At 69.3% G+C, this 18,488-nt stretch carries 15 protein-coding genes; 9 read left to right on the forward strand and 6 right to left on the reverse strand.

What is annotated here, in order from left to right; genetic code table 11:
* Nucleotides 1-345: 345 nt before the first annotated feature.
* From PUR61_RS03405 to PUR61_RS03430, 6 genes are all read right to left on the reverse strand, one after another.
* Nucleotides 346-3,174 (reverse strand): hypothetical protein, encoded by a 2,829-nt coding sequence (locus PUR61_RS03405; protein WP_329875441.1) that lies wholly within the window; start codon nucleotides 3,172-3,174, stop codon nucleotides 346-348.
* Nucleotides 3,175-3,652: 478 nt separating this feature from the next.
* Nucleotides 3,653-4,714, reverse strand: coding sequence for a sugar ABC transporter substrate-binding protein (locus PUR61_RS03410; RefSeq protein ID WP_443034458.1), 1,062 nt, complete (start codon nucleotides 4,712-4,714; stop codon nucleotides 3,653-3,655).
* Between the two features lie 260 nt (nucleotides 4,715-4,974).
* A complete protein-coding gene (locus PUR61_RS03415; protein WP_329875443.1) occupies nucleotides 4,975-5,679 on the reverse strand; it encodes a FadR/GntR family transcriptional regulator in 705 nt (234 codons plus the stop codon).
* A 284-nt stretch (nucleotides 5,680-5,963) separates the two neighbouring features.
* A complete protein-coding gene (locus tag PUR61_RS03420) occupies nucleotides 5,964-7,004 on the reverse strand; it encodes an ABC transporter permease (RefSeq protein WP_443034459.1) in 1,041 nt (346 codons plus the stop codon).
* Complete coding sequence (locus PUR61_RS03425) at nucleotides 6,988-8,535, reverse strand: sugar ABC transporter ATP-binding protein (protein ID WP_329875445.1); 1,548 nt, start codon at nucleotides 8,533-8,535, stop codon at nucleotides 6,988-6,990. The genes PUR61_RS03420 and PUR61_RS03425 overlap by 17 nt, the downstream gene beginning before the upstream one ends.
* A gap of 59 nt (nucleotides 8,536-8,594) precedes the next feature.
* A complete protein-coding gene (locus PUR61_RS03430; protein WP_329875447.1) occupies nucleotides 8,595-9,647 on the reverse strand; it encodes a sugar ABC transporter substrate-binding protein in 1,053 nt (350 codons plus the stop codon).
* 533 nt (nucleotides 9,648-10,180) lie between these two features.
* On the opposite strand from PUR61_RS03430, the gene PUR61_RS03435 reads away from it, so the two are divergent.
* The 9 genes from PUR61_RS03435 (at nucleotide 10,181) to PUR61_RS03475 (ending at nucleotide 18,347) form a co-directional block, all read left to right on the forward strand.
* The gene (locus tag PUR61_RS03435; RefSeq protein WP_329875449.1) at nucleotides 10,181-11,032 is read left to right on the forward strand and encodes a fumarylacetoacetate hydrolase family protein; all 852 of its coding nucleotides are present in this window, start codon (nucleotides 10,181-10,183) and stop codon (nucleotides 11,030-11,032) included.
* Nucleotides 11,033-11,063: 31 nt separating this feature from the next.
* On the forward strand, nucleotides 11,064-12,407 hold the full coding sequence (locus PUR61_RS03440) for an enolase C-terminal domain-like protein (protein ID WP_329875451.1): 1,344 nt from the start codon (nucleotides 11,064-11,066) through the stop codon (nucleotides 12,405-12,407).
* Nucleotides 12,404-13,162 carry an SDR family NAD(P)-dependent oxidoreductase gene (locus PUR61_RS03445; RefSeq protein WP_329875453.1) on the forward strand — a complete coding sequence of 253 codons (759 nt, stop codon included), beginning with the start codon at nucleotides 12,404-12,406 and terminating at the stop codon, nucleotides 13,160-13,162. Before PUR61_RS03440 ends, PUR61_RS03445 begins: the two co-directional genes overlap by 4 nt.
* 11 nt (nucleotides 13,163-13,173) lie before the next feature.
* Nucleotides 13,174-14,166 (forward strand): aldo/keto reductase, encoded by a 993-nt coding sequence (locus PUR61_RS03450; RefSeq protein WP_329875455.1) that lies wholly within the window; start codon nucleotides 13,174-13,176, stop codon nucleotides 14,164-14,166.
* Nucleotides 14,166-14,906: a (Fe-S)-binding protein gene (locus tag PUR61_RS03455; RefSeq protein ID WP_329875457.1), complete on the forward strand. Its 741-nt coding sequence runs from the start codon at nucleotides 14,166-14,168 to the stop codon at nucleotides 14,904-14,906. The genes PUR61_RS03450 and PUR61_RS03455 overlap by 1 nt, the downstream gene beginning before the upstream one ends.
* On the forward strand, nucleotides 14,903-16,360 hold the full coding sequence (locus tag PUR61_RS03460) for a LutB/LldF family L-lactate oxidation iron-sulfur protein (protein ID WP_329875459.1): 1,458 nt from the start codon (nucleotides 14,903-14,905) through the stop codon (nucleotides 16,358-16,360). Before PUR61_RS03455 ends, PUR61_RS03460 begins: the two co-directional genes overlap by 4 nt.
* Nucleotides 16,357-16,995 (forward strand): LutC/YkgG family protein, encoded by a 639-nt coding sequence (locus tag PUR61_RS03465; protein WP_329875461.1) that lies wholly within the window; start codon nucleotides 16,357-16,359, stop codon nucleotides 16,993-16,995. Before PUR61_RS03460 ends, PUR61_RS03465 begins: the two co-directional genes overlap by 4 nt.
* 102 nt (nucleotides 16,996-17,097) lie before the next feature.
* A complete protein-coding gene (locus PUR61_RS03470; protein ID WP_329875463.1) occupies nucleotides 17,098-17,409 on the forward strand; it encodes an L-rhamnose mutarotase in 312 nt (103 codons plus the stop codon).
* The gene (locus PUR61_RS03475; RefSeq protein WP_329875465.1) at nucleotides 17,406-18,347 is read left to right on the forward strand and encodes an amidohydrolase family protein; all 942 of its coding nucleotides are present in this window, start codon (nucleotides 17,406-17,408) and stop codon (nucleotides 18,345-18,347) included. The genes PUR61_RS03470 and PUR61_RS03475 overlap by 4 nt, the downstream gene beginning before the upstream one ends.
* Nucleotides 18,348-18,488 lie beyond the last annotated feature (141 nt).

Consider the following 18,488-nt stretch of genomic DNA (forward strand, 5'->3'; position numbering starts at 1 on the left):
ATCCGATAAGTCGCTCGGATACGCCCGTCTGTCCATGCGCCGCAGAACATCACCCGAACCCCGACTGGCACGCCAGTACGGCCGACGTTCACACGAACGAGCGATCATGAACCGAGAGAAAGCGGACTTAACGTCCACTCACGACGACAGGATCTGCGAGCCCTGCCGGTCCGGCGTCTGCCCGACTCGCGCTGCGGCGGCGATGTGGTGGAACTGCGTCAGTGGGAAAAGGCTGTTCGGGGGCGTCGGCCGGATGCGCCCGGTGAAACCGGGCGCATCCGGGTATGGAGAGTTCATTTGCCTGCAGCGCCCTGCGCGGTACGCACGGCGTGGGGACGATTGCGGTCAGGGGGTGATGTCGAACCCGTCGACGGTGGCCTTGGCCCCGGTGCGCTTGACGATCTTGATGGTGTGGCTGCCCGGGGTGAGCCCGTTCACGGTGTAGATGCTCTGCTGGGCCGTACGGCTGGCGGCGTAGGTGTTGACCAGGCCCTTGGAGACGCCGTCGACGTAGATCTCGACGTTGCCCTGGTCGGGGGCCTTGGGACCGATGAACGTCACACCGGTTCCCTGGAAGGTGAGGAGTGCGTAGCTTCCGTTCTCGGGCGTGGAGTGAACGTTGTCATCCCGGTCACCGTTGCCTCGGAAGCCGAAAGCGGTCCAGATTCCGCGGTAGTCGATCCTCCTGTCGTCGTTGTCGACCTTCGTGGCCGGGGAGAGGTGCTCTTCGGTGGTCCCGGCCGCGGCGATGATGGCCAGGGCCGCAGCGGGCCATTCGCCCCTGGAGACGAGGGTGGCCGGTTGGACCGTGCTGTTGGTGCCGTTGGTGGAGTACGCGGCGATGCTGGAGTAGGTGTCGTGCACGTTGATGTCGTGGATGGTGGGCGTCCACAGGCGCGTCCACAGAGTCTTGTCCGCGTAGCGGACCACGTTCTCGTAGACGTCCCAGTAGGAGCTTCCCTCGTCGATGTAGAGGTCCTTGTTGGCGGTGACGCCGATCGCGTTGTTGTAGCCGCTCACGACGTTGCCGGCCATGACGGACCTGCTGTCCGCCCCGGCGCCCTGGCCGCCGAGGACATAGATCGGGCCGCCATCCACGAGCAGGCCCATCACGTCGTGGACGTAGTTGTTGAGGATCTTGTTTCGGCCCGAGTAGATGGTTCCCTGGGTGCACGGCGTCGAGGCGGTCCACTGGGGACTGGCGCCCGCCTGGTTGGCCTCGGCGGCCTGCATGGAGCAGTCCGAGGCGAAGCCCCAGCCCCATCCGAGGGAGATTCCGGAGTACGGGGTGTGTCCGACGTCGTTGTTGGAGATTTCGATGTCGCGTCCGTGGCCGGCCCAGATACCGACAGATCCGGCGAAGTTCCGGGCAGGGTGCTCGACCCGGTTCTGGGTGATCGTGTTGCCGCTCGTCATGAGCACGGTGTCGGTGAGGTAGTAGTCGTCGACCTCGCCGACGGCCACGGCGTTGCTGCCGGTGTCGTGGATCCAGTTCCCGGTGACGGTGGAGTTCTGCGTCCCGTCCGCCAGATCGAGGCCTGATCCGCCGAGGGCGGCGAACTCGTTGCCTGCGAAGACAATGTTCTTGCCGCGATGGACCTGGACAGCTGCGGGGACTCGGACGTTCAGGTGGGTGTCCGGGTCCCAGATGACGCCTCCCTGGCCGTCGATGAACCCCTTGGTGTTGGGCTGGGTCCATGTGGTGTTGGCGAACGTGATGCCCTGGAAGGTGATGTCGTGGACCGGCTGGACGGCCTTGGGGATCACGGTGAAGGCGTCGATGCGAACCGTGCCGGCGGCCTGGTTGACGACCTTGACGGTGTGGGTGCCCTCGGTGAGTCCTCTGGCGGAGAAGAGGACCTGCTGGGCGAGGCGGGTCGTACCGCGGTTGGAGACGATGGTCGGAGTGCCGCCGTCGATGGAGACGGCGAGGTTGCCGCCGTCCACCATCTTCTCGCCGAGGACGTCGATCCCGACGCCGGTGAAGGTGTAGCTGAACGAGGCGCCCACCTGCTGGGTTCTGAGCGCGTCATGGTTCAGGTCTCCGAAGACCTTGCCTGCGGCCTGCCCTGCCGGCGGGGTGGGCGGGGTGTCGTCGGCGAGCGTCACAGTCCCGGTGGTGGAGGTGTTCGACAGTGTGGCGTTCACCGGGGCGAGGTGTCCCGGCGTGCCGGAAATGCTCACCAACTGCTCGACCGCGCCGACCTGGACGTTGGCGGTGGCCAGGTTCTCGCCGCTTCGCGGCTTGTAGTAGAGGAATCCGCCCGCGGCGTCGACGTAGAACTCGCCGGGCTGGTCGATGAACTGGTAGGAGTTCTCGAGCCAGCTGACGTTGCTGAGGGCAGGGGCTCCGGCGCCGTTGAAGGGGTAGCCCGGGAACGGCAGGTGCTGGTTGGCCCAGCAGGCCGCGTTCGTCTTGATGCGTACCTCGGAGCTCGTACCGCCGGGCTGGAATGGCGGCACGGTGCTTGCGGTGGCCGGAATGGTGACCGTGGTCGGGGTGATGCTCTCCAGCGGGCAGCGCAGCTGCTTCCAGTAGTAGTTGTCGACCACCTCGACCCGCTCGGGGCTGGAGATCTGCGCGAAGTCGATGCCGCTGAGGGCGGCGTTCCCTTCTGCCGTGTAGTGCACGCTAGTCCAGGCGCCGCCTGTGGCCGTCGGCCAGACCGCGTTGCTGAAGGTCACGGTTCTGGCCCGCTGCGCCGGCACTCCGTCGATGGAGACGTCCCTGCTGTTCCGGGCCGCGGCGTTCAGTGCGCCGGCAGGCAGGGTCGCCCGCCAGATCCCCTTGGTGGAGTCGAACACCGAGAACCCGGTGACCTTCTGGCCACCGCTGAACACCGGCTTCTCACCGGGCGCGGCCGTGTAGACGACCTGGTGGCCGTTGGTCCCGGAGTCCCGCACGTCCAGGGTGAGCGGCTCGCTCAGCGTGTAGACGCCACCGCGGAGCAGAACGCGGATGTCGCCCGACATCGAGCCCGCCACCGCCCGGGCCTTGTCCCGCGCCGTCGTCAGAGCGCACGGGGTGCTGCTGGAGCAGGTCGTTCCGCTACCCGTGGGCGAGGCGTAGAAGTCCGTCGTCCCCGCCGCCACCGCCGATACGGTCATTCCGGTGCTGATCAGGCTGCCCACCAGCAGCCCTATGGCCGGTAGGGCCATCCGTCTCTTTCTCATGTCTCTCCTCGGGTTGATGACCAACGCCCGCCACGCGGGCGATCGGCTGCTGGGTCAGTCCACCGGAGGGCGTCGCTGCGCGGGTTGATCTGCGCGCTTCCTGAACACACATCCGATGTCTAGGTAGGCCGGTACTGTATAGGCAATGCGCCTGGTGAGATAGATGTTAAGCAGAACAGCTTTCGCCGTTACGATCGGATGTCTCAGGAACCCAGGAGGCGATGCCTCGGATCGGGCATGGCGAGAGCCATGGATCCACACCCGTTGTACTGCATCTTTGTTATCGAGCAAGCCACCTGGCGTGCTCTCTGACGCAGTCAGCCGTCTGGGGCGGTCTCGCCGGAATCAGGCCGCGTGGTCACGGCTGAACACGCTTAATGACCGGCGATCTCATATCACCGAGGACCTTGAATCACTCCAGTGTCGGAATATTCATCCGATGCCTTGATGCCTCGTGGGCGGTGTGGAGCCCGCAGGGCTAGCGCGTGGCTCGCCGGTTGGCCCACAAGGCGGGGTCGTCGACGTTGTCCCGCGTGACGAGGGGCGCGGGCAGCTGGTCCTCCAGACCGTTGGGCAGGGCGACGATCACCGAGCCGTGATCCGTCGGGCCCGGGCTGAAGTGACGGCCTACCGCGCCCTCCCGCGCGTAGTACAGCGCGTACTTGGCGTAGAGGTCGGCGGGCTGGGAGACGGTCGCGTCGATCTCGCCGGAGCGGATCGCGTCGAGCTCCTGCGGAGTTCCGTCGTTCGAGACGATGCCGATATGGCCGGCCTGGCCGGCCGGTTTGAGGAGGCCCTTCTCGCGCAGGACCGCCAGCACGGGTTCCAGGAAGACACCACCGGCCTGGAGGTAGAGGCCGTTCACGTTCTTCTCCCGCGCCAGTGCGGCACGCAGTTCCTGCTCGGCGATGTCCGCCTTCCACTCCGTGGGCAGCGCGATGACAGTGATTCCCGGGAACTTGGTCCGCATGCAGTGCGCGAAGGCCTCGGAACGCTCGAAACCATTGATCGATTCCTGGCTGCCCTGCAGTTCGACGACCTTCCCCTTCCCCGCGAGCTGCGCGCCCAGGTACTCACAGGCCTTGGTCCCGTACGCACGATTGTCGGCCCGCACGACCATGAACACGGTGCCGCTCTCGGGCCGGGCGTCGACGCTGACCACGGTTATCCCCCTGGCGAACAGCGAGTCCAAGGTGAGATCGAGGTGCTGGGTCTGCTGCGGCGACACGACCAGCGCCTTCGTTCCGCCGCGCTCGAAGGCATCCAGGTTGGCGGCCAGTTTCCCGGCATCGCCCTGCGAGGTGGTGGTAGCGGCGATCCGCGCCCCGGTCCTGGCCTGCTCCTCGGTGAGGTAGCCCGCGTACGCGCGCCAGAAGTCCGTGTCGGTGCGCGGGAGATCTATGCCGATGAGGGGCTCTTGGGGTCCGTTCTGATGTGTGTTCTCACAGCCCGCCGCGTTGGCGGCGAACAGGACGGCGGCCAGGCAGGCCGCAATGTGTCTGAGTCTGGAGGGCTCCATCCGGGTCATCACCTGGGCCATTCATCCGATGTACTGAGGGAGTCATGGCCGGGACCTTACGAGATGAATCGGGCTATAACAAGGCATTCAGCAGGCCTTTCGGCAGGAACTGTGCCGTTCACCCTTGGGCTCCATTGGTTTTCGTCCGATGTATCTCGCAACCAGCCGCGAGCGCGCACCCGCGTCCGGCAGCCGGAGCGCGGGCACGGGTCCGGCAGCCGGAGCGCGGGCACGGGTCCGGCAGCCGGAGCGCGGGCACGGGTCCGGATGCGACCGGGCCGCTACGCCAACGGCGGCAGGGCGGATTCGGCCGAGCCCAGGGTGCCGCGGAGCCAGTCCTCGACACCGGAGATGTGGACGGTGGCCCAGGCGGTGGCGAGGTCGGGCCGGCGGGCGGCGATCGCGTCGAGGATCGCCCGGTGCTGCTGGAGGGTGCGTTCCACCGCGCCCTCCTCAGTGACGCCCCGCCAGATCCGGGCCCGGGTGGTCGGACCGGAGAGTCCCTCGATCAGGGAGCAGAGCACGAGGTTGCCCGCGCCTGCGGCGATCCGCTGGTGAAACTCGAGGTCGTTGGCGATCAGTTCGTCCAGGCTCGGGTCGTCGCCGAGCCGATCGAGGATGAGGCGCAGCCCGTCGATCTCGGCGTCCGGCATGCGGCGGGCGGCCATCGCGGTGGCGGCCGGTTCCAGGATCCGCCGCACTTCCAGGAACTGCAGCACGGTGTCGTCCTGGTGGAACTCGACCACGAAGCCCAGCGCGTCCAGGAGCAGGTTCGGCTCCAGGCTGGTCACGTAGGTGCCGTCGCCCTGCCGGACGTCGAGCACGCGGATGAGGGAGAGGGCCTTGACCGCCTCGCGCAGGGAACTGCGCGACAGGCCCAGTCTCTCGGCGAGGTCGGCCTCCTTGGGAAGTCGCGCCCCCGGGCGTAGCTCACCGCTGACGATCATGGCCTTGATCCTGTCGATCGCCTCGTCGGTTACCGGCATGTGCGTCCCTCCCGTTGGTTTGGACATCTGATGTATCAGTATGGCCTGGCCGTTAATCCTGAGCAGTGGGGATGACGGTACTCCCCGGGGAAACGCCACTGGGAGACGGTAGGGCTGCGGATTCGCAACGCTGAGGCCCTGGGTTCCGTTTTGGCGTGCTCCTCGGGCATGCGGGGACGGTGAGGGCCAGGGGTCTGATCTATGGCCCGGTGCGGGGGGACGCCAAGTCGGTACGGCGGCCGGGTGGCCGTCCGTACCGTCTCGGTGGTGATGGTGGCGGCCCGCTACTCCTGCTTCTCGCCGGAGGCGAAGCGGGAAACGATGAGCGCGAGGATGATGATGGCGCCGTTGAGGAACTGGTTCCACAGCGGTGGTACGCCGGCCAGGGTCATGACGTTGACCACGAGCTGGAGGGTGAGGACGCCGGTGAGGGCTCCGAAGAGGGTGCCGCGGCCTCCGTTGAGGCTGACGCCGCCGATCACGGTGGCGGCGAAGACCTGGAAGATCCATCCGCTGCCCTGGTCCGCGGAGACGGAACCGTAGTGGCCGGTGAACAGGATGCCGGCGAAGGCCGCCAGAACGCTGCCGGCGATCAGGACGGCCCAGGTGATCCGGTCGACCCGGATTCCCGCCGCGCGGGCGGCCTCCGCGTTGCCGCCGATGGCGTAGAGCGCGCGGCCGTGTCGCAACCAGGCCAGTGCGGCGCCGCCGAGCAGGAAGAGCGTGCCGCAGATCCAGATGGCGGCGGGGGCTCCGAGCCAGGAGGCCCGGCCGAGGTAGGTGAAGGAGGAGGGGAGGTTCACGATCGACTGGCCCTGGGAGATCGCGATCTGCAGGCCGCGCAGCAGGGTGAGGGCGCCGAGGGTGACAATGAAGCCGTTGAGGCGCAGTTTGAGGATCAGGAATCCGTTGGCGGCGCCGATCAGGGCTCCGACCAGCAGGCAGAGGGGGACGGCGGCCCAGCCGGTGAAGAGGCCAAGGCCGTTGAAGCGGTCGCCGTGAGTGGGAAGCACCAGCCAGACGGCGATCACCGGGGCGACACCGATGGTGGACTCCAGTGAGAGGTCCATCCGTCCGGCGATCAGGATGAGGGCCTCGGCCAGCACCAGCAGGCTGAGTTCGGTGGCCTGTTGTCCGACGCCGAGCAGGTTGTCCGAGGTCAGGAAGGCCGGAGAGACGATGAAGCCGATGACGCCGAGGACCAGCAGTACGGGTAGCAGTGACAGGTCCCGGTAGCGGGCGAGGTCCAGGCCCGGCCGGGCGGCCGGAGGGGCGGTGGTCGTGGCCGTGGTGGAGTGGGGGTTCAGTTCAGTCACGGGGGGCATGGCTTTCCTTCGTGTCAGTGCTGGCCATGCCCTCCATGGCGGCGACCAGCTGTTCGTCACTCCAGCCGCGGGGGAATTGCGCGACGATCCGGCCGTGGAACATGACCACCACCCGGTCGCAGACCCGCAGGTCGTCCAGCTCGTCCGAGACGATCAGCGCGGTCCTGCCGTCGTCGGCCACCTTGCGAACGCTGCCGAGCAGGGACTCCTTGGACTTGATGTCGACGCCGTTGGTCGGCCGGATGGCGACCAGGACGTGCGGGCGGGTGGCGAGTGCGCGGGCGATGACGACTTTCTGCTGGTTGCCGCCGGACAGGGCGTCCACCGGTGCGCCGGGCCCGGGGGTCTTGATGTCCAGGTCGGCGATCATGCGTTCGGCGAAGGCCCTGGTCCGGGAGGGCAGGACGGTGCCGAGGGGGCCCAGCTGATTGGCGACGGTGAGGGTGGCGTTCTCGGCGACGCTGCGGTTGGGGACCAGGCCCTGGATGTGGCGGTCCTCGGGGACGAAGCCGACGCCGGCGGCCAGTGCGGCCGGGACGTTTCCGGTGCGGACCGGTCGGCCGGCGACGGTGATCCGACCCGCGGTGGGGCGGTGCAGGCCGGCGATGCTCTCCCCCGCCTGCACGTTGCCACTGGCGGCGGCGCCGGCCAGGCCGAGGACCTCGCCGGCCCGGGCCGTCAGCGTGAGGTCCTCGTACGCTCCTCGCAGGGTGAGACGGTCGAGTCCGAGCAGGTTCGGCGCATCGGGCGCGGGGCCTGAGCGCGGCTGCGCCCCGTCGTCGGTCGTGCGGCTCTCGCCGGTCATCGCCTCGACCAGGGTGTGGTGGTCGAGGCCGGCGACGGGGGTGGTGGTGATGTGCCGGGCGTCGCGGTAGACGGTCACCGTGGTACAGAGGTCGTAGACCTCCTGGAGGTGGTGCGAGATGAACAGGAACGCGACGCCCTGGCTCTGAAGTTCGCGGAGCTTGGCGAAGAGCCGGCCGATGCCGTGGGCGTCGAGCTTGGCGGTCGGCTCGTCGAGGATGATGAACCGGGCGCCGAAGGACAGCGCCCGGGCGATCTCGACGAACTGCCGCTGCTCGACCGTGAGTCGGTCGGCGCGGGCGGCGGGGTCGACGTCCACGCCGTACTCGGCGAGCAGGTCCGTCGCGCGTGCGCGCAGGCGCCGCCAGCCGATCGGGCGCAGTGTCCGGTCGCTCTGCCGGTCCAGGAAGAGGTTCTCGGCGACGGTGAGGGAGCCGATGACGGTGGAGCGCTGGTAGACGCAGGCGACCCTGGAGCGCCAGGCGTCGGTGTCGCCCGGGGCGGGTGCCGCCTGGCCGTTGAAGCGCAGGGTGCCGGTGTCGGGGTTCTGCAGGCCGGTGAGGACGGAGACGAGGGTGGACTTGCCGGCGCCGTTGCGGCCGACGAGGGCGTGGGACTCGCCGGGGGCGACCGTCAGGTGAGCGTCGGAGAGGGCGACGGTGGCGCCGAATCGCTTGCTGATGCCGTGTGCCTCGACGAGCGGGGCCGTCGGGCGGCTGTCCGCCATGGTGAGGGGTTCCTTTCCGCTGGGGATCGCGGCGGCCGGTGCGGCCGCCGCCCGCAGGTTCACTTGCCGACGCCGTTGCCCCACAGGCTCGCGTCGTCGACGTTGTCCTTGGTCACCAGGGGGGCCGGGAGCTGGTCCTCGAGGCCGTTGGGCAGTTCGATGATCGTGGAGCCGTGGTCGGTGGGGCCGGGCTTGAAGGTCTTGCCCTGGGCGGCGGCGTTCGCGTAGGAGAGGGCGTACTTGGCGTAGAGGTCGGCGGGCTGGGAGACGGTGGCGTCGATCTGGCCCTGCCGGATGGCGTCGAACTCCTGCGGGATGCCGTCGTTGGAGACGATGGCGATGTGACCGGCCTCGCCGACAGGCTTGAGCAGGCCCTTCTGCTGCAGCAGGGCAAGGGTGGGCTGCAGGAAGACGCCGCCGGCCTGCATGTAGATACCGCCGAGGTCCGGGTGGGCGGCCAGGGTGGACTGGAGCTTGGCGGAGGCGACGTCCCCCTTCCAGTCGGTGGCCAGCTCGATCACCTGGATCCCGGGGAAGCTGGTCTTCATGCAGGCGGCGAAGGCCTCGGAGCGGTCGCGGCCGTTGATGGAGTCCAGGGCTCCCTGGAGTTCGGCGACCTTGCCCTTTCCGCCGAGCTGCTTGCCGAGGAACTCGCAGGCCTTGGTGCCGTAGGCCTTGTTGTCGGCGCGCACCACCATGAAGACCTGGCCCTTGTCGGGGCGGGTGTCGACGCTGACGACGGGGATCTTCTTCGCGGCTAGCTGGTCGAGGGTGGAGGCGATCGCGCCGGTGTCCTGGGGGGCCATCACGACGGCCTTGGCTCCGGTGTTCTGGAATACCTGGACGTTGGCGACCAGCTTGGTGACGTCGTTCTGCGAGTTGCTGACCGGCAGGGCGTTCAGGCCCTGGGCCGCCACGCCCTGCTTCACGTACTGGGCGTAGGAGTTCCAGAAGTCCGAATCGGCGCGCGGGAGGTCGATGCCGATGGCCGGCTTGGCGGTGCCGTCGGCGGAGGGCGTCACTTCGCTGCCGCGATTGCAGGCGCTGCCGAGGCCGCCCAGCAGGAGGACTACGGCTGCGGTGGCCGTGGTGCGGGGGATGCGAGCGTTCATGGTGCAGATCTCCTTGGCTGAGCTGGCCGCGCCACTGCGGGTGGCGTCGGGGAAGAGGGGTCGGATGCCCGCGCTGCGGGCGGGAGGCGGCGTCGGCGTGTGGGGGGGGGGCGGGCGGGGCCGGTGGCCCAGCCCTCACGCGGGTACCGGCGCCGCCGCCCGGCGCGGTGCCGGTGTCAGGGCGGACCCGGACCGCGTCGGCGGGGCCGAAGCCCCGGGCTGCCGAGAGCTCCAGCAATCCAGACGGATTCATCGGATGGCTTTCGGTGGAGAGGACTCTAAGAGCAGGTCGACATCGTTACAAGGGACGTGCTTCGACGAATCCCAACCGTAACCTCGACACCAGCGAAGATCTTCAAACTTGAGCCAACCCAGGGGCGAATTGCCCCGATGTGCCCGTTTCCTGCTCACGCGGTGCGCACAGGTTCTTGCGCTCACCGAGGGGCGATCGTATGGTCAGGCATCCACCAATTCATCAGATGTATTGAGGTCGCAGGTATGTAGGCCCGCCACCTCTGGAGGGGGTTCCTGTCGTGCAGTTTCTCCGTCTTGGTCCCACAGGCGACGAGACACCCGCGGTCCAGGCCGCCGACGGCCGCACGTTCGACCTGCGTGGCCTGACTTCGGACATCGACGCCGCATTCCTGGCCGGCGACGGCATCGCGCGGGTCCGCCGTGCGCTGGCGGAGGAGGCGTTGCCCGCGATCAACGCGACGGGTCTGCGGATCGGGGCTCCGATCTCCCGCCCGGGCAAGATCGTGTGCATCGGTCTGAACTACCGTGACCACGCCGAGGAGACCGGCGCCGCGATCCCCACCCGCCCGGTGGTGTTCATGAAGGATCCGACGACCGTGATCGGGCCGTACGACGAGGTGCTGATCCCACGGACCTCGACACGGACGGACTGGGAAGTGGAGCTCGCCGTGGTCATCGGCCGCCGAGCCCGGTACCTCACGGACGACGCGCAGGCCACCGATGTGATCGCCGGCTACACCATCAGTCACGACGTGTCCGAGCGAGAGTTCCAGCTGGACTTCTCCTCGCAGTGGGACCTGGGCAAGTCCTGCGAGACCTTCAACCCGCTCGGCCCCTGGCTGGTCCCCGCCGACGAGATCGCCGACCCGCAGGCACTCGGCCTGCGGCTGTCCGTCAACGGCGAACTCCGCCAGGACGGCAACACCAAGAACATGATCTTCGGCATCCCGTACCTGATCCGCTATCTCAGCCAGTACCTGGTACTCAATCCCGGGGATGTGATCAACACAGGCACCCCCGCCGGCGTCGCCCTCGGTCTGCCAGGCGCCCCCTACCTGCGCCCCGGCGACACCGTCGAGCTCACCATCGACGGTCTCGGCCTGCAACGCCAGACCTTCGCCCAGGCCTGACCTCCATCCTCCTCTCCCGAAGGGACCGACCGTGCCCCGGCCGATACCGCGGATCACTGCCGTCGACACCTACGACATCCGCTTCCCCACCTCGCGCGAGCTCGACGGCTCGGACGCGATGAACCCCGACCCCGACTACTCCGCCGCCTACCTCGTCCTGCGCACCGACGCCGGGGACGGGCTCGAGGGCCACGGCTTCACCTTCACCATCGGACGCGGCAACGAGGTCCAGGTCGCGGCGCTCGACGCACTGCGCCACCACGTGGTCGGGCGACCCGTCGCCGACCTGTGCGCCGACCCCGGATCGCTCAACCGCGACCTCATCGGCGACAGCCAACTGCGGTGGCTCGGCCCCGAGAAGGGCGTGATACACATGGCCATCGGCGCCGCCGTCAACGCCGTATGGGACCTCGCCGCCAAACGCGAGGGCAAGCCACTCTGGCAGCTGCTGGCCGACGCCGAACCCGAATGGCTCGTCTCCCAGATCGACTTCCGGTACATCGCCGACGCCCTCACCCCCGAGCGGGCCCTGGAACTGCTGCACGCCGCCCGGCCCGGGCGCGCCGAACGGGAAGCCCGCCTGCGCCTGCGCGGCTACCCCGGCTACACGACCTCCCCCGGCTGGCTCGGCTACAGCGACGAGAAGCTCACCCGGCTCGCCCTCCAGGCCATCGCCGACGGTTTCACACAGATCAAGCTGAAAGTCGGCGGCGACCTCGAGGACGACATCCGCCGATGCCGTGCCGCCCGCGCTGCGGTCGGCCCCGGTATCCGCATCGCCATCGACGCCAACCAGCGCTGGAACGTCGGCGAGGCCGTCGCGTGGACCAAGGCGCTGGGCGAGTTCGACCCGTACTGGATCGAGGAGCCCACCAGCCCCGACGACATCCTCGGCCACGCCACGATCCGGGCGGCCGTCGCCCCGGTCAAGGTCGCCACCGGCGAACACGTCCAGAACCGCATCGTCTTCAAGCAGCTGCTCCAGGCCGGCGCCATCGACATCCTGCAGCTGGACTCCACCCGGGTCGGCGGGGTCAACGAGAACCTGGCCATCCTGCTGCTCGCCAGGCACTTCGGCGTGCCGGTCTGCCCACACGCCGGCGGCGTCGGCCTGTGCGAGCTCGTCCAACACCTGTCGATGTTCGACTACGTGGCGCTCTCGGGCACCACCGAGAACCGGGTCATCGAGTACGTCGACCACCTCCACCAGCACTTCGTGAATCCCGCCACGATCAAGGACGGGCATTACACCGCTCCCTCCGAACCCGGCTTCTCCTCGACGATGTACCCGGAGTCCATCCACACCTACAGCTACCCCAGCGGCACCTTCTGGGCCGCCGACCGCCCCGAGCGTCGAGCGGAGAGCTCCTCATGACCAGCGCACTGCAGGGCCTGCGGGCCATCGTCACCGGCGGCGCCTCCGGCATCGGCCTCACCACCGCCCACCTGCTCACCGAACGCGGCGCCCACGTTGCCGTGCTGGACCTCGCACCGACCGGACTTTCCAGCCCCTTGACCGGCTATGCCGCGGACCTGGCCGACGACGCCGCGGTCCAGTCCGCAGTGGCCGACGCCACCGCCCGGCTTGGCGGACTCGACATCCTCGTCAACAGCGCCGGGATCGGCGCCGTGGGGACGGTCGAGGACAACCCGGACGAACAGTGGCGGCACGTGCTGGACGTCAACGTGGTGGGGCTCGCCCGCGTCACCCGCGCCGTCCTGCCGCATCTGCGCGTCTCCGCGCACGCCTCGGTCGTCAACGTCTGCTCCATCGCCGCGACCGCCGGCCTCCCCCAACGCGCGCTCTACTCGGCCAGCAAGGGCGCCGTCCTCGCACTCACCCTGGCGATGGCGGCCGACCACATCAGGGAAGGTGTGCGGGTGAACTGCGTCTCCCCGGGAACGGTCGACACCCCGTGGGTGGGTCGGCTGCTGGACAGCGCCGCCGACCCGCAGGCGATGCGAGCAGCGCTCAACGCCCGACAGCCCACCGGACGCCTCGTCACACCCCGCGAGGTCGCCGCCGCCATCGCCTACCTCGCGAGCCCGGAGTCGGCATCGGTGACCGGCACCTCCCTCGCGGTCGACGGCGGCATGGCGGGCCTGCGCCTACGCCCGGCCGGACAGTGAGGGGGCCGGTGATGGAGCTGGTCCCGCTCGGACGCACCAACACCGCCGTCACCCGGCTCGCATTCGGCGCGGCCGGCCTCGGGAACCTGTTCACTCCGGTCGGAGACGAGGAAGCGAACGCCGCCCTCGCCGCAGCATGGACAGCCGGCATCCGCTCCTTCGACACGGCCCCGCACTACGGCCTCGGCCTGTCCGAACGACGACTCGGCCGGTTCCTCCAGGAGCACCCACGGGACGGATTCCACCTCTCCACCAAGGTCGGCCGGATCCTGGAACCGGTCGAACCCGTAAGCGGGTCCGACGCGGCGAACGGCTTCGCGGTACCCGCGACCCACACCCGCCGCTGGGACTTCACCGCCGACGGAATCCGCCGCAGCCTGGAGGAAAGCCTGACCCGCCTCGGCGTCGACCGAGTCGACACCGTCTACCTGCACGACCCCGACGACCACCTGGACCAGGCACTGGGCGAGGCCTACCCAGCTCTGGAACGCCTGCGCACCGAGGGCCTCGTCGGATCGATCGGCGCCGGGATGAACCACTGCGAACCACTGGCACGCTTCGTCCGCGACACCGACGTCGACGTCGTCCTGATCGCCGGCCGCTACACGCTGCTCGACCAGACAGCGCTCCAGGAGCTGCTTCCCGCAGCCCTCGAACACGACATCTCGGTCGTCATAGGCGGGGTGTTCAACTCCGGGTTGCTCGCCGACCCGCACCCGGACGCCACCTTCGACTACACCACCGCTCCGGCCCCCCAGGTGGAACGCGCGCTGCGGATGCAGGAGGTCTGCGCGCGACACGGCGTGCCGCTGCGCGCGGCCGCGGTGCGGTTCGCGCTCGCGCACCCGGCGGTGGCGAGTGTCCTTGTCGGCGCCCGCACCGCCGACGAGATCACGGACGCCGGGCGGCAGTACGCGCGACGCGTCCCGGCCGCGCTCTGGGTCGACCTGCGCACCACGGCCCTGCTGCCGGACAACGTCCCCGTACCGGAAGGCGACCACTGATGCGCATCGCCCTGTTCCTCACCTGCATCAACGACACCCTGCTCCCCGACACCGGCCGCGCCGTGGTCACGGTCCTGGAACGGCTCGGCCATACGGTCGACTTCCCACAGGAACAGACCTGCTGCGGGCAGATGCACTTCAACACCGGCTACCGCACCGACGCGATGCCCCTGGTGCGGCACTTCGCCGACACCTTCTCCCACTACGACGCCGTCATCACCCCCTCCGCGTCCTGCGCCGGCATGGTCCGCGAGAACCACCCCCTCCTCACCGACCGGTACGCCTCGCCAGACCTCCGGCGCAAGGTCGCCGGACTCGTTCCCAGGGTCCACGAGTTCACCGAGTTCCTGACGGACGTCCTCGGCGTCACCGATGTCGGCGCCCGGTTCCCGCACAAGGTCGCCTACCACCCCACGTGCCACTCGCTGCGCGGGCTGCGCCTGGGCGACCGCCCCGAACGGCTGCTGCGCGCCGTGGACGGACTCGAACTCCTCGACCTGGGCGGCCGGGAGGAATGCTGCGGTTTCGGAGGCACCTTCGCGATGAAGAACGCCGCGACCTCCGCCGCGATGCTCGCCGACAAGACCGCAGACGTCACCGCCACCGCCCCCGACGTGCTGTGCGCGGCCGACAACTCCTGCCTGCTGCACATCGGCGGCGGCCTGTCCCGGCAGAACTCCCCCATCCGCACCATGCACCTGGCCGAGATCCTCGCCACCATCGAGGAGGACCCGCGATGAAGGACAACCACGGCCTGGTCTGGCTCGGCACCCCGCCCTTCCCCCAGGCCGCACGCACCGCCCTCGCCGACAGCCAACTGCGCGAGAACCTCAAACGCGCCACCACCACCATCCGCGACAAACGCGTGGCAGCAATCGCCGAACTCGACGACTGGGAGCAGCTGCGCGAGACCGCGGCCGCGCTCAAGGCCCGCACCCTGCGCCATCTCGACCATCACTTGGAGCGCCTGGAGTCCTCGCTGACCGCTGCGGGCGCCACGGTGCACTGGGCGGCGGACGCTCAGGAGGCCAACCGGATCGTCACCGAGCTGGTCCACGCCACCGGCGAGCGCGAGGTGGTCAAGGTCAAGTCGATGGCCACCCAGGAGATCGGTCTCAACGAGGCACTCGCCGAGGCCGGCATCACCGCGTACGAGACCGACCTCGCCGAACTCATCGTCCAGCTCGGCAAGGACAGGCCCTCCCACATCCTTGTCCCGGCGATCCACCGCAACCGCGCCGAGATCCGTGACATCTTCACCCGAGAAATGGCACGCTGGGGCCGTCCCGCCCCCGACGGTCTGAGCGACGATCCGGTCGCCCTCGCCGACGCCGCCCGACTCCACCTCCGCCAGAAGTTCCTCACCGCCAAGGTCGCCGTCTCCGGAGCCAACTTCGCCTGCGCCGACACCGGCACGGTCGTCGTCGTCGAATCCGAGGGCAACGGCCGAATGTGCCTCACCATCCCAGAAACCCTCATCACGGTCATGGGCATCGAGAAGGTCATCCCCTCGTTCGCCGACCTGGAAGTCTTCCTCCAGCTCCTGCCGCGCTCCTCCACCGGCGAACGGATGAACCCCTATACCTCCCTGTGGACCGGGGTCACGCCCGGCGACGGCCCCCGCCGCTTCCACCTCGTCCTCCTCGACAACGGCCGCACCGCCACCCTGCGCGACACCGTCGGCCGCCAGGCCCTCGCCTGCATCCGCTGCTCCGCCTGCCTCAACGTCTGCCCGGTCTACCAGCGCACCGGCGGCCACGCCTACGGCTCCGTCTACCCCGGCCCGATCGGCGCCGTCCTCACCCCGCAACTGGTCGGCGTCGAGCACGCGGCGTCGCTGCCCTTCGCCTCCACGCTGTGCGGCGCCTGCTACGACGCCTGCCCCGTCAAAATCAACATCCCGGAGGTTCTCGCCCACCTGCGCGCCGAGGCCGTCGAAGGCAAGCGCCGCAGTCGCCGCACCCCCACCGTCGAGGCACTCGTCATGAAGGCCGCGACCGCGGTACTCTCCTCCCCCGGCCGCCTGACCGCCGCCCAGAAGGCCGGAGCCCTCGGCGCAAGCGTGCTGGCCAGGGGCGGCAGGATCAGACGGCTCCCCGGGCCGCTGCGCGGCTGGTCGGACTCGCGCGACACCCCCGTACCGCCCGCCGAGTCCTTCCGTTCCTGGTGGCGCCGGAACCGGGAGACACCATGACGAGCCGCCACGAGATGCTGGCCCGGATCCGCGCCGCACTCACCGACGTCCCCTCCGACGAACGCCCCGAGGACGTCCCCGTCCCCCGGGCCTACCACCGCAGCCACGCCGACAGCGACCTGACCGAACTCTTCCTCGAACGCGCCGCCGACTACCGCGCCACCGTACGCCGCTGCGCACCGAGGTCGTTGCCGGAAACCATAGGCGCGGCCCTTGCCGCACACGGCGCCACCAATATCGTCGTGCCGGACGGCTTTCCCGCCGACTGGCTTCCCCACCTGCCGTGGCGATCCGACCGGCCCGCACTCACCCTCCCGGAGCTGAAAACCCTCGGCGGCGCCCTCACCACCGCGACCATCGCCATCGCCGTCACCGGCACCCTCGTCCTCGACAGCGGCCCCGGCCAAGGCCGACGCGCACTCACCCTCATCCCCGACTACCACCTCTGCGTCGTGCGGGCCTCGCAGATAGTCGCCGACGTCCCGGACGCCCTCGCCGCGCTCGACCCCACCCGCCCGCTCACCTGGATCTCCGGACCGTCCGCCACCAGCGACATCGAACTCGACCGCGTCGAAGGCGTTCACGGCCCCCGCAGCCTCGACATCCTCATCGTCGAGGACACCCCGGAGCATTGACCGCACCGACCCGCAGACGCAAGTCGCTCACACCCCCACCACCCGCGCACAGCCTTCGGCACGTTCATCGCGCGGGCCACCCCACACACCCATGGAGCCCGAATGAGGGTCGCCCTGCATACCCGCGTCCGCGCTGACCAGATCTCCGCCTATGAGCTGGCCCACCAACAGGTGCCCATCGAACTCACCGCCGCCATCCGGACGGCCGGCGCCACCTCCTGGACCATCTGGCGCAGCGGCACCGAGCTGTTCCACCTCATCGAGTGTGCCGACTACGCCGCACTGCTTGCCGGGCTGGAGGGTCTGCCGGTCAACATCGCATGGCAGGCCAGGATGGCCGAGCTGCTCGATGTCGTCCACGACTACTCCGTCGACGGCGCCGCAGCCGGCCTCCCGGTGGTGTGGGAACTATGACCGGCCCTGGGATCGTCGACACACACCACCACCTGTGGGACCTTGCTGTCCGCGACCAGGAGTGGATCACCGGCGAGGCACTCGCCCCGATCCACCGCGACTTCTCACTCGCCGACCTGCACCTACCCGCCAGTCGGGCGGGCGTCACCGCAACCGTCCTGGTGCAGACCGTCTGCCTTCCGCAGGAGACCCCTGAGATGCTGGCACTGGCCGCCTCCGACGACCTGGTCGCCGGCGTCATCGGCTGGACCGACCTCACGGACCGCGGCATCGCCGACACCATCGCCCGGCTGCGTGAACTTCCGGGCGGCCGGAAGCTGGTGGGCCTGCGCCACCAAGTCCAGTCCGAACCTGACCCCGAGTGGCTGCTGCGCCCCGACGTCCTGCGTGGCCTGGCAACGGTGGCGGCCTCCGGGCTCGCCTACGACCTGCTCGTCCTTCCCCATCAGCTGCCTGCCGCCACCGAGGTCGCCACCCGTCTACCGGAACTGAGCCTCGTTCTCGACCATCTCGCCAAACCGCCCGCAGCCACCGGCGAGACCGAGCCCTGGGCCACGGCGGTCCGCGCACTGGCCTCCAGGCCCAACACCTTCTGCAAACTCTCCGGCCTGGTCACCGAGGCCGACTGGCAGCACTGGACCCTCACCGACCTGCGTCCGTACTCGGATACCGTGCTGGCGGCTTTCGGGCCCGAGCGGCTGATGTTCGGCTCAGACTGGCCGGTCTGTACCCTCGCCGCCTCCTACCAGGAGGTGGTGGACACCGCCCGGGCCCTCACCGCCGGCCTGAGCACCGCCGAGCAGCACGCGGTGTTCGCAGGTACAGCAGCCGTCGCGTACGGGCCCGCCTTGGCCGCACGCCCGACCGGCTCGGACCCGCGACCTCCGCCGAAGAGTGCGAGGGCACGGCGAACACAGTGTCGGGATGAGTGCATCTGACGTACGGGTTGGTCTCGGCCGAGCGGCGGCGGGCGAGAGGGGCGTCGTGCTGCGCAGCTCGATGACGGCCCGGACGCAGAGCAGCACCACCGTGACGACGGCGAGGCCCGCGGCCACGGCGAGGTGCCGGCTCCACGGATT

This window comes from Streptomyces sp. BE20 (assembly GCF_036322525.1).
Lineage (GTDB): Bacteria > Actinomycetota > Actinomycetes > Streptomycetales > Streptomycetaceae > Kitasatospora.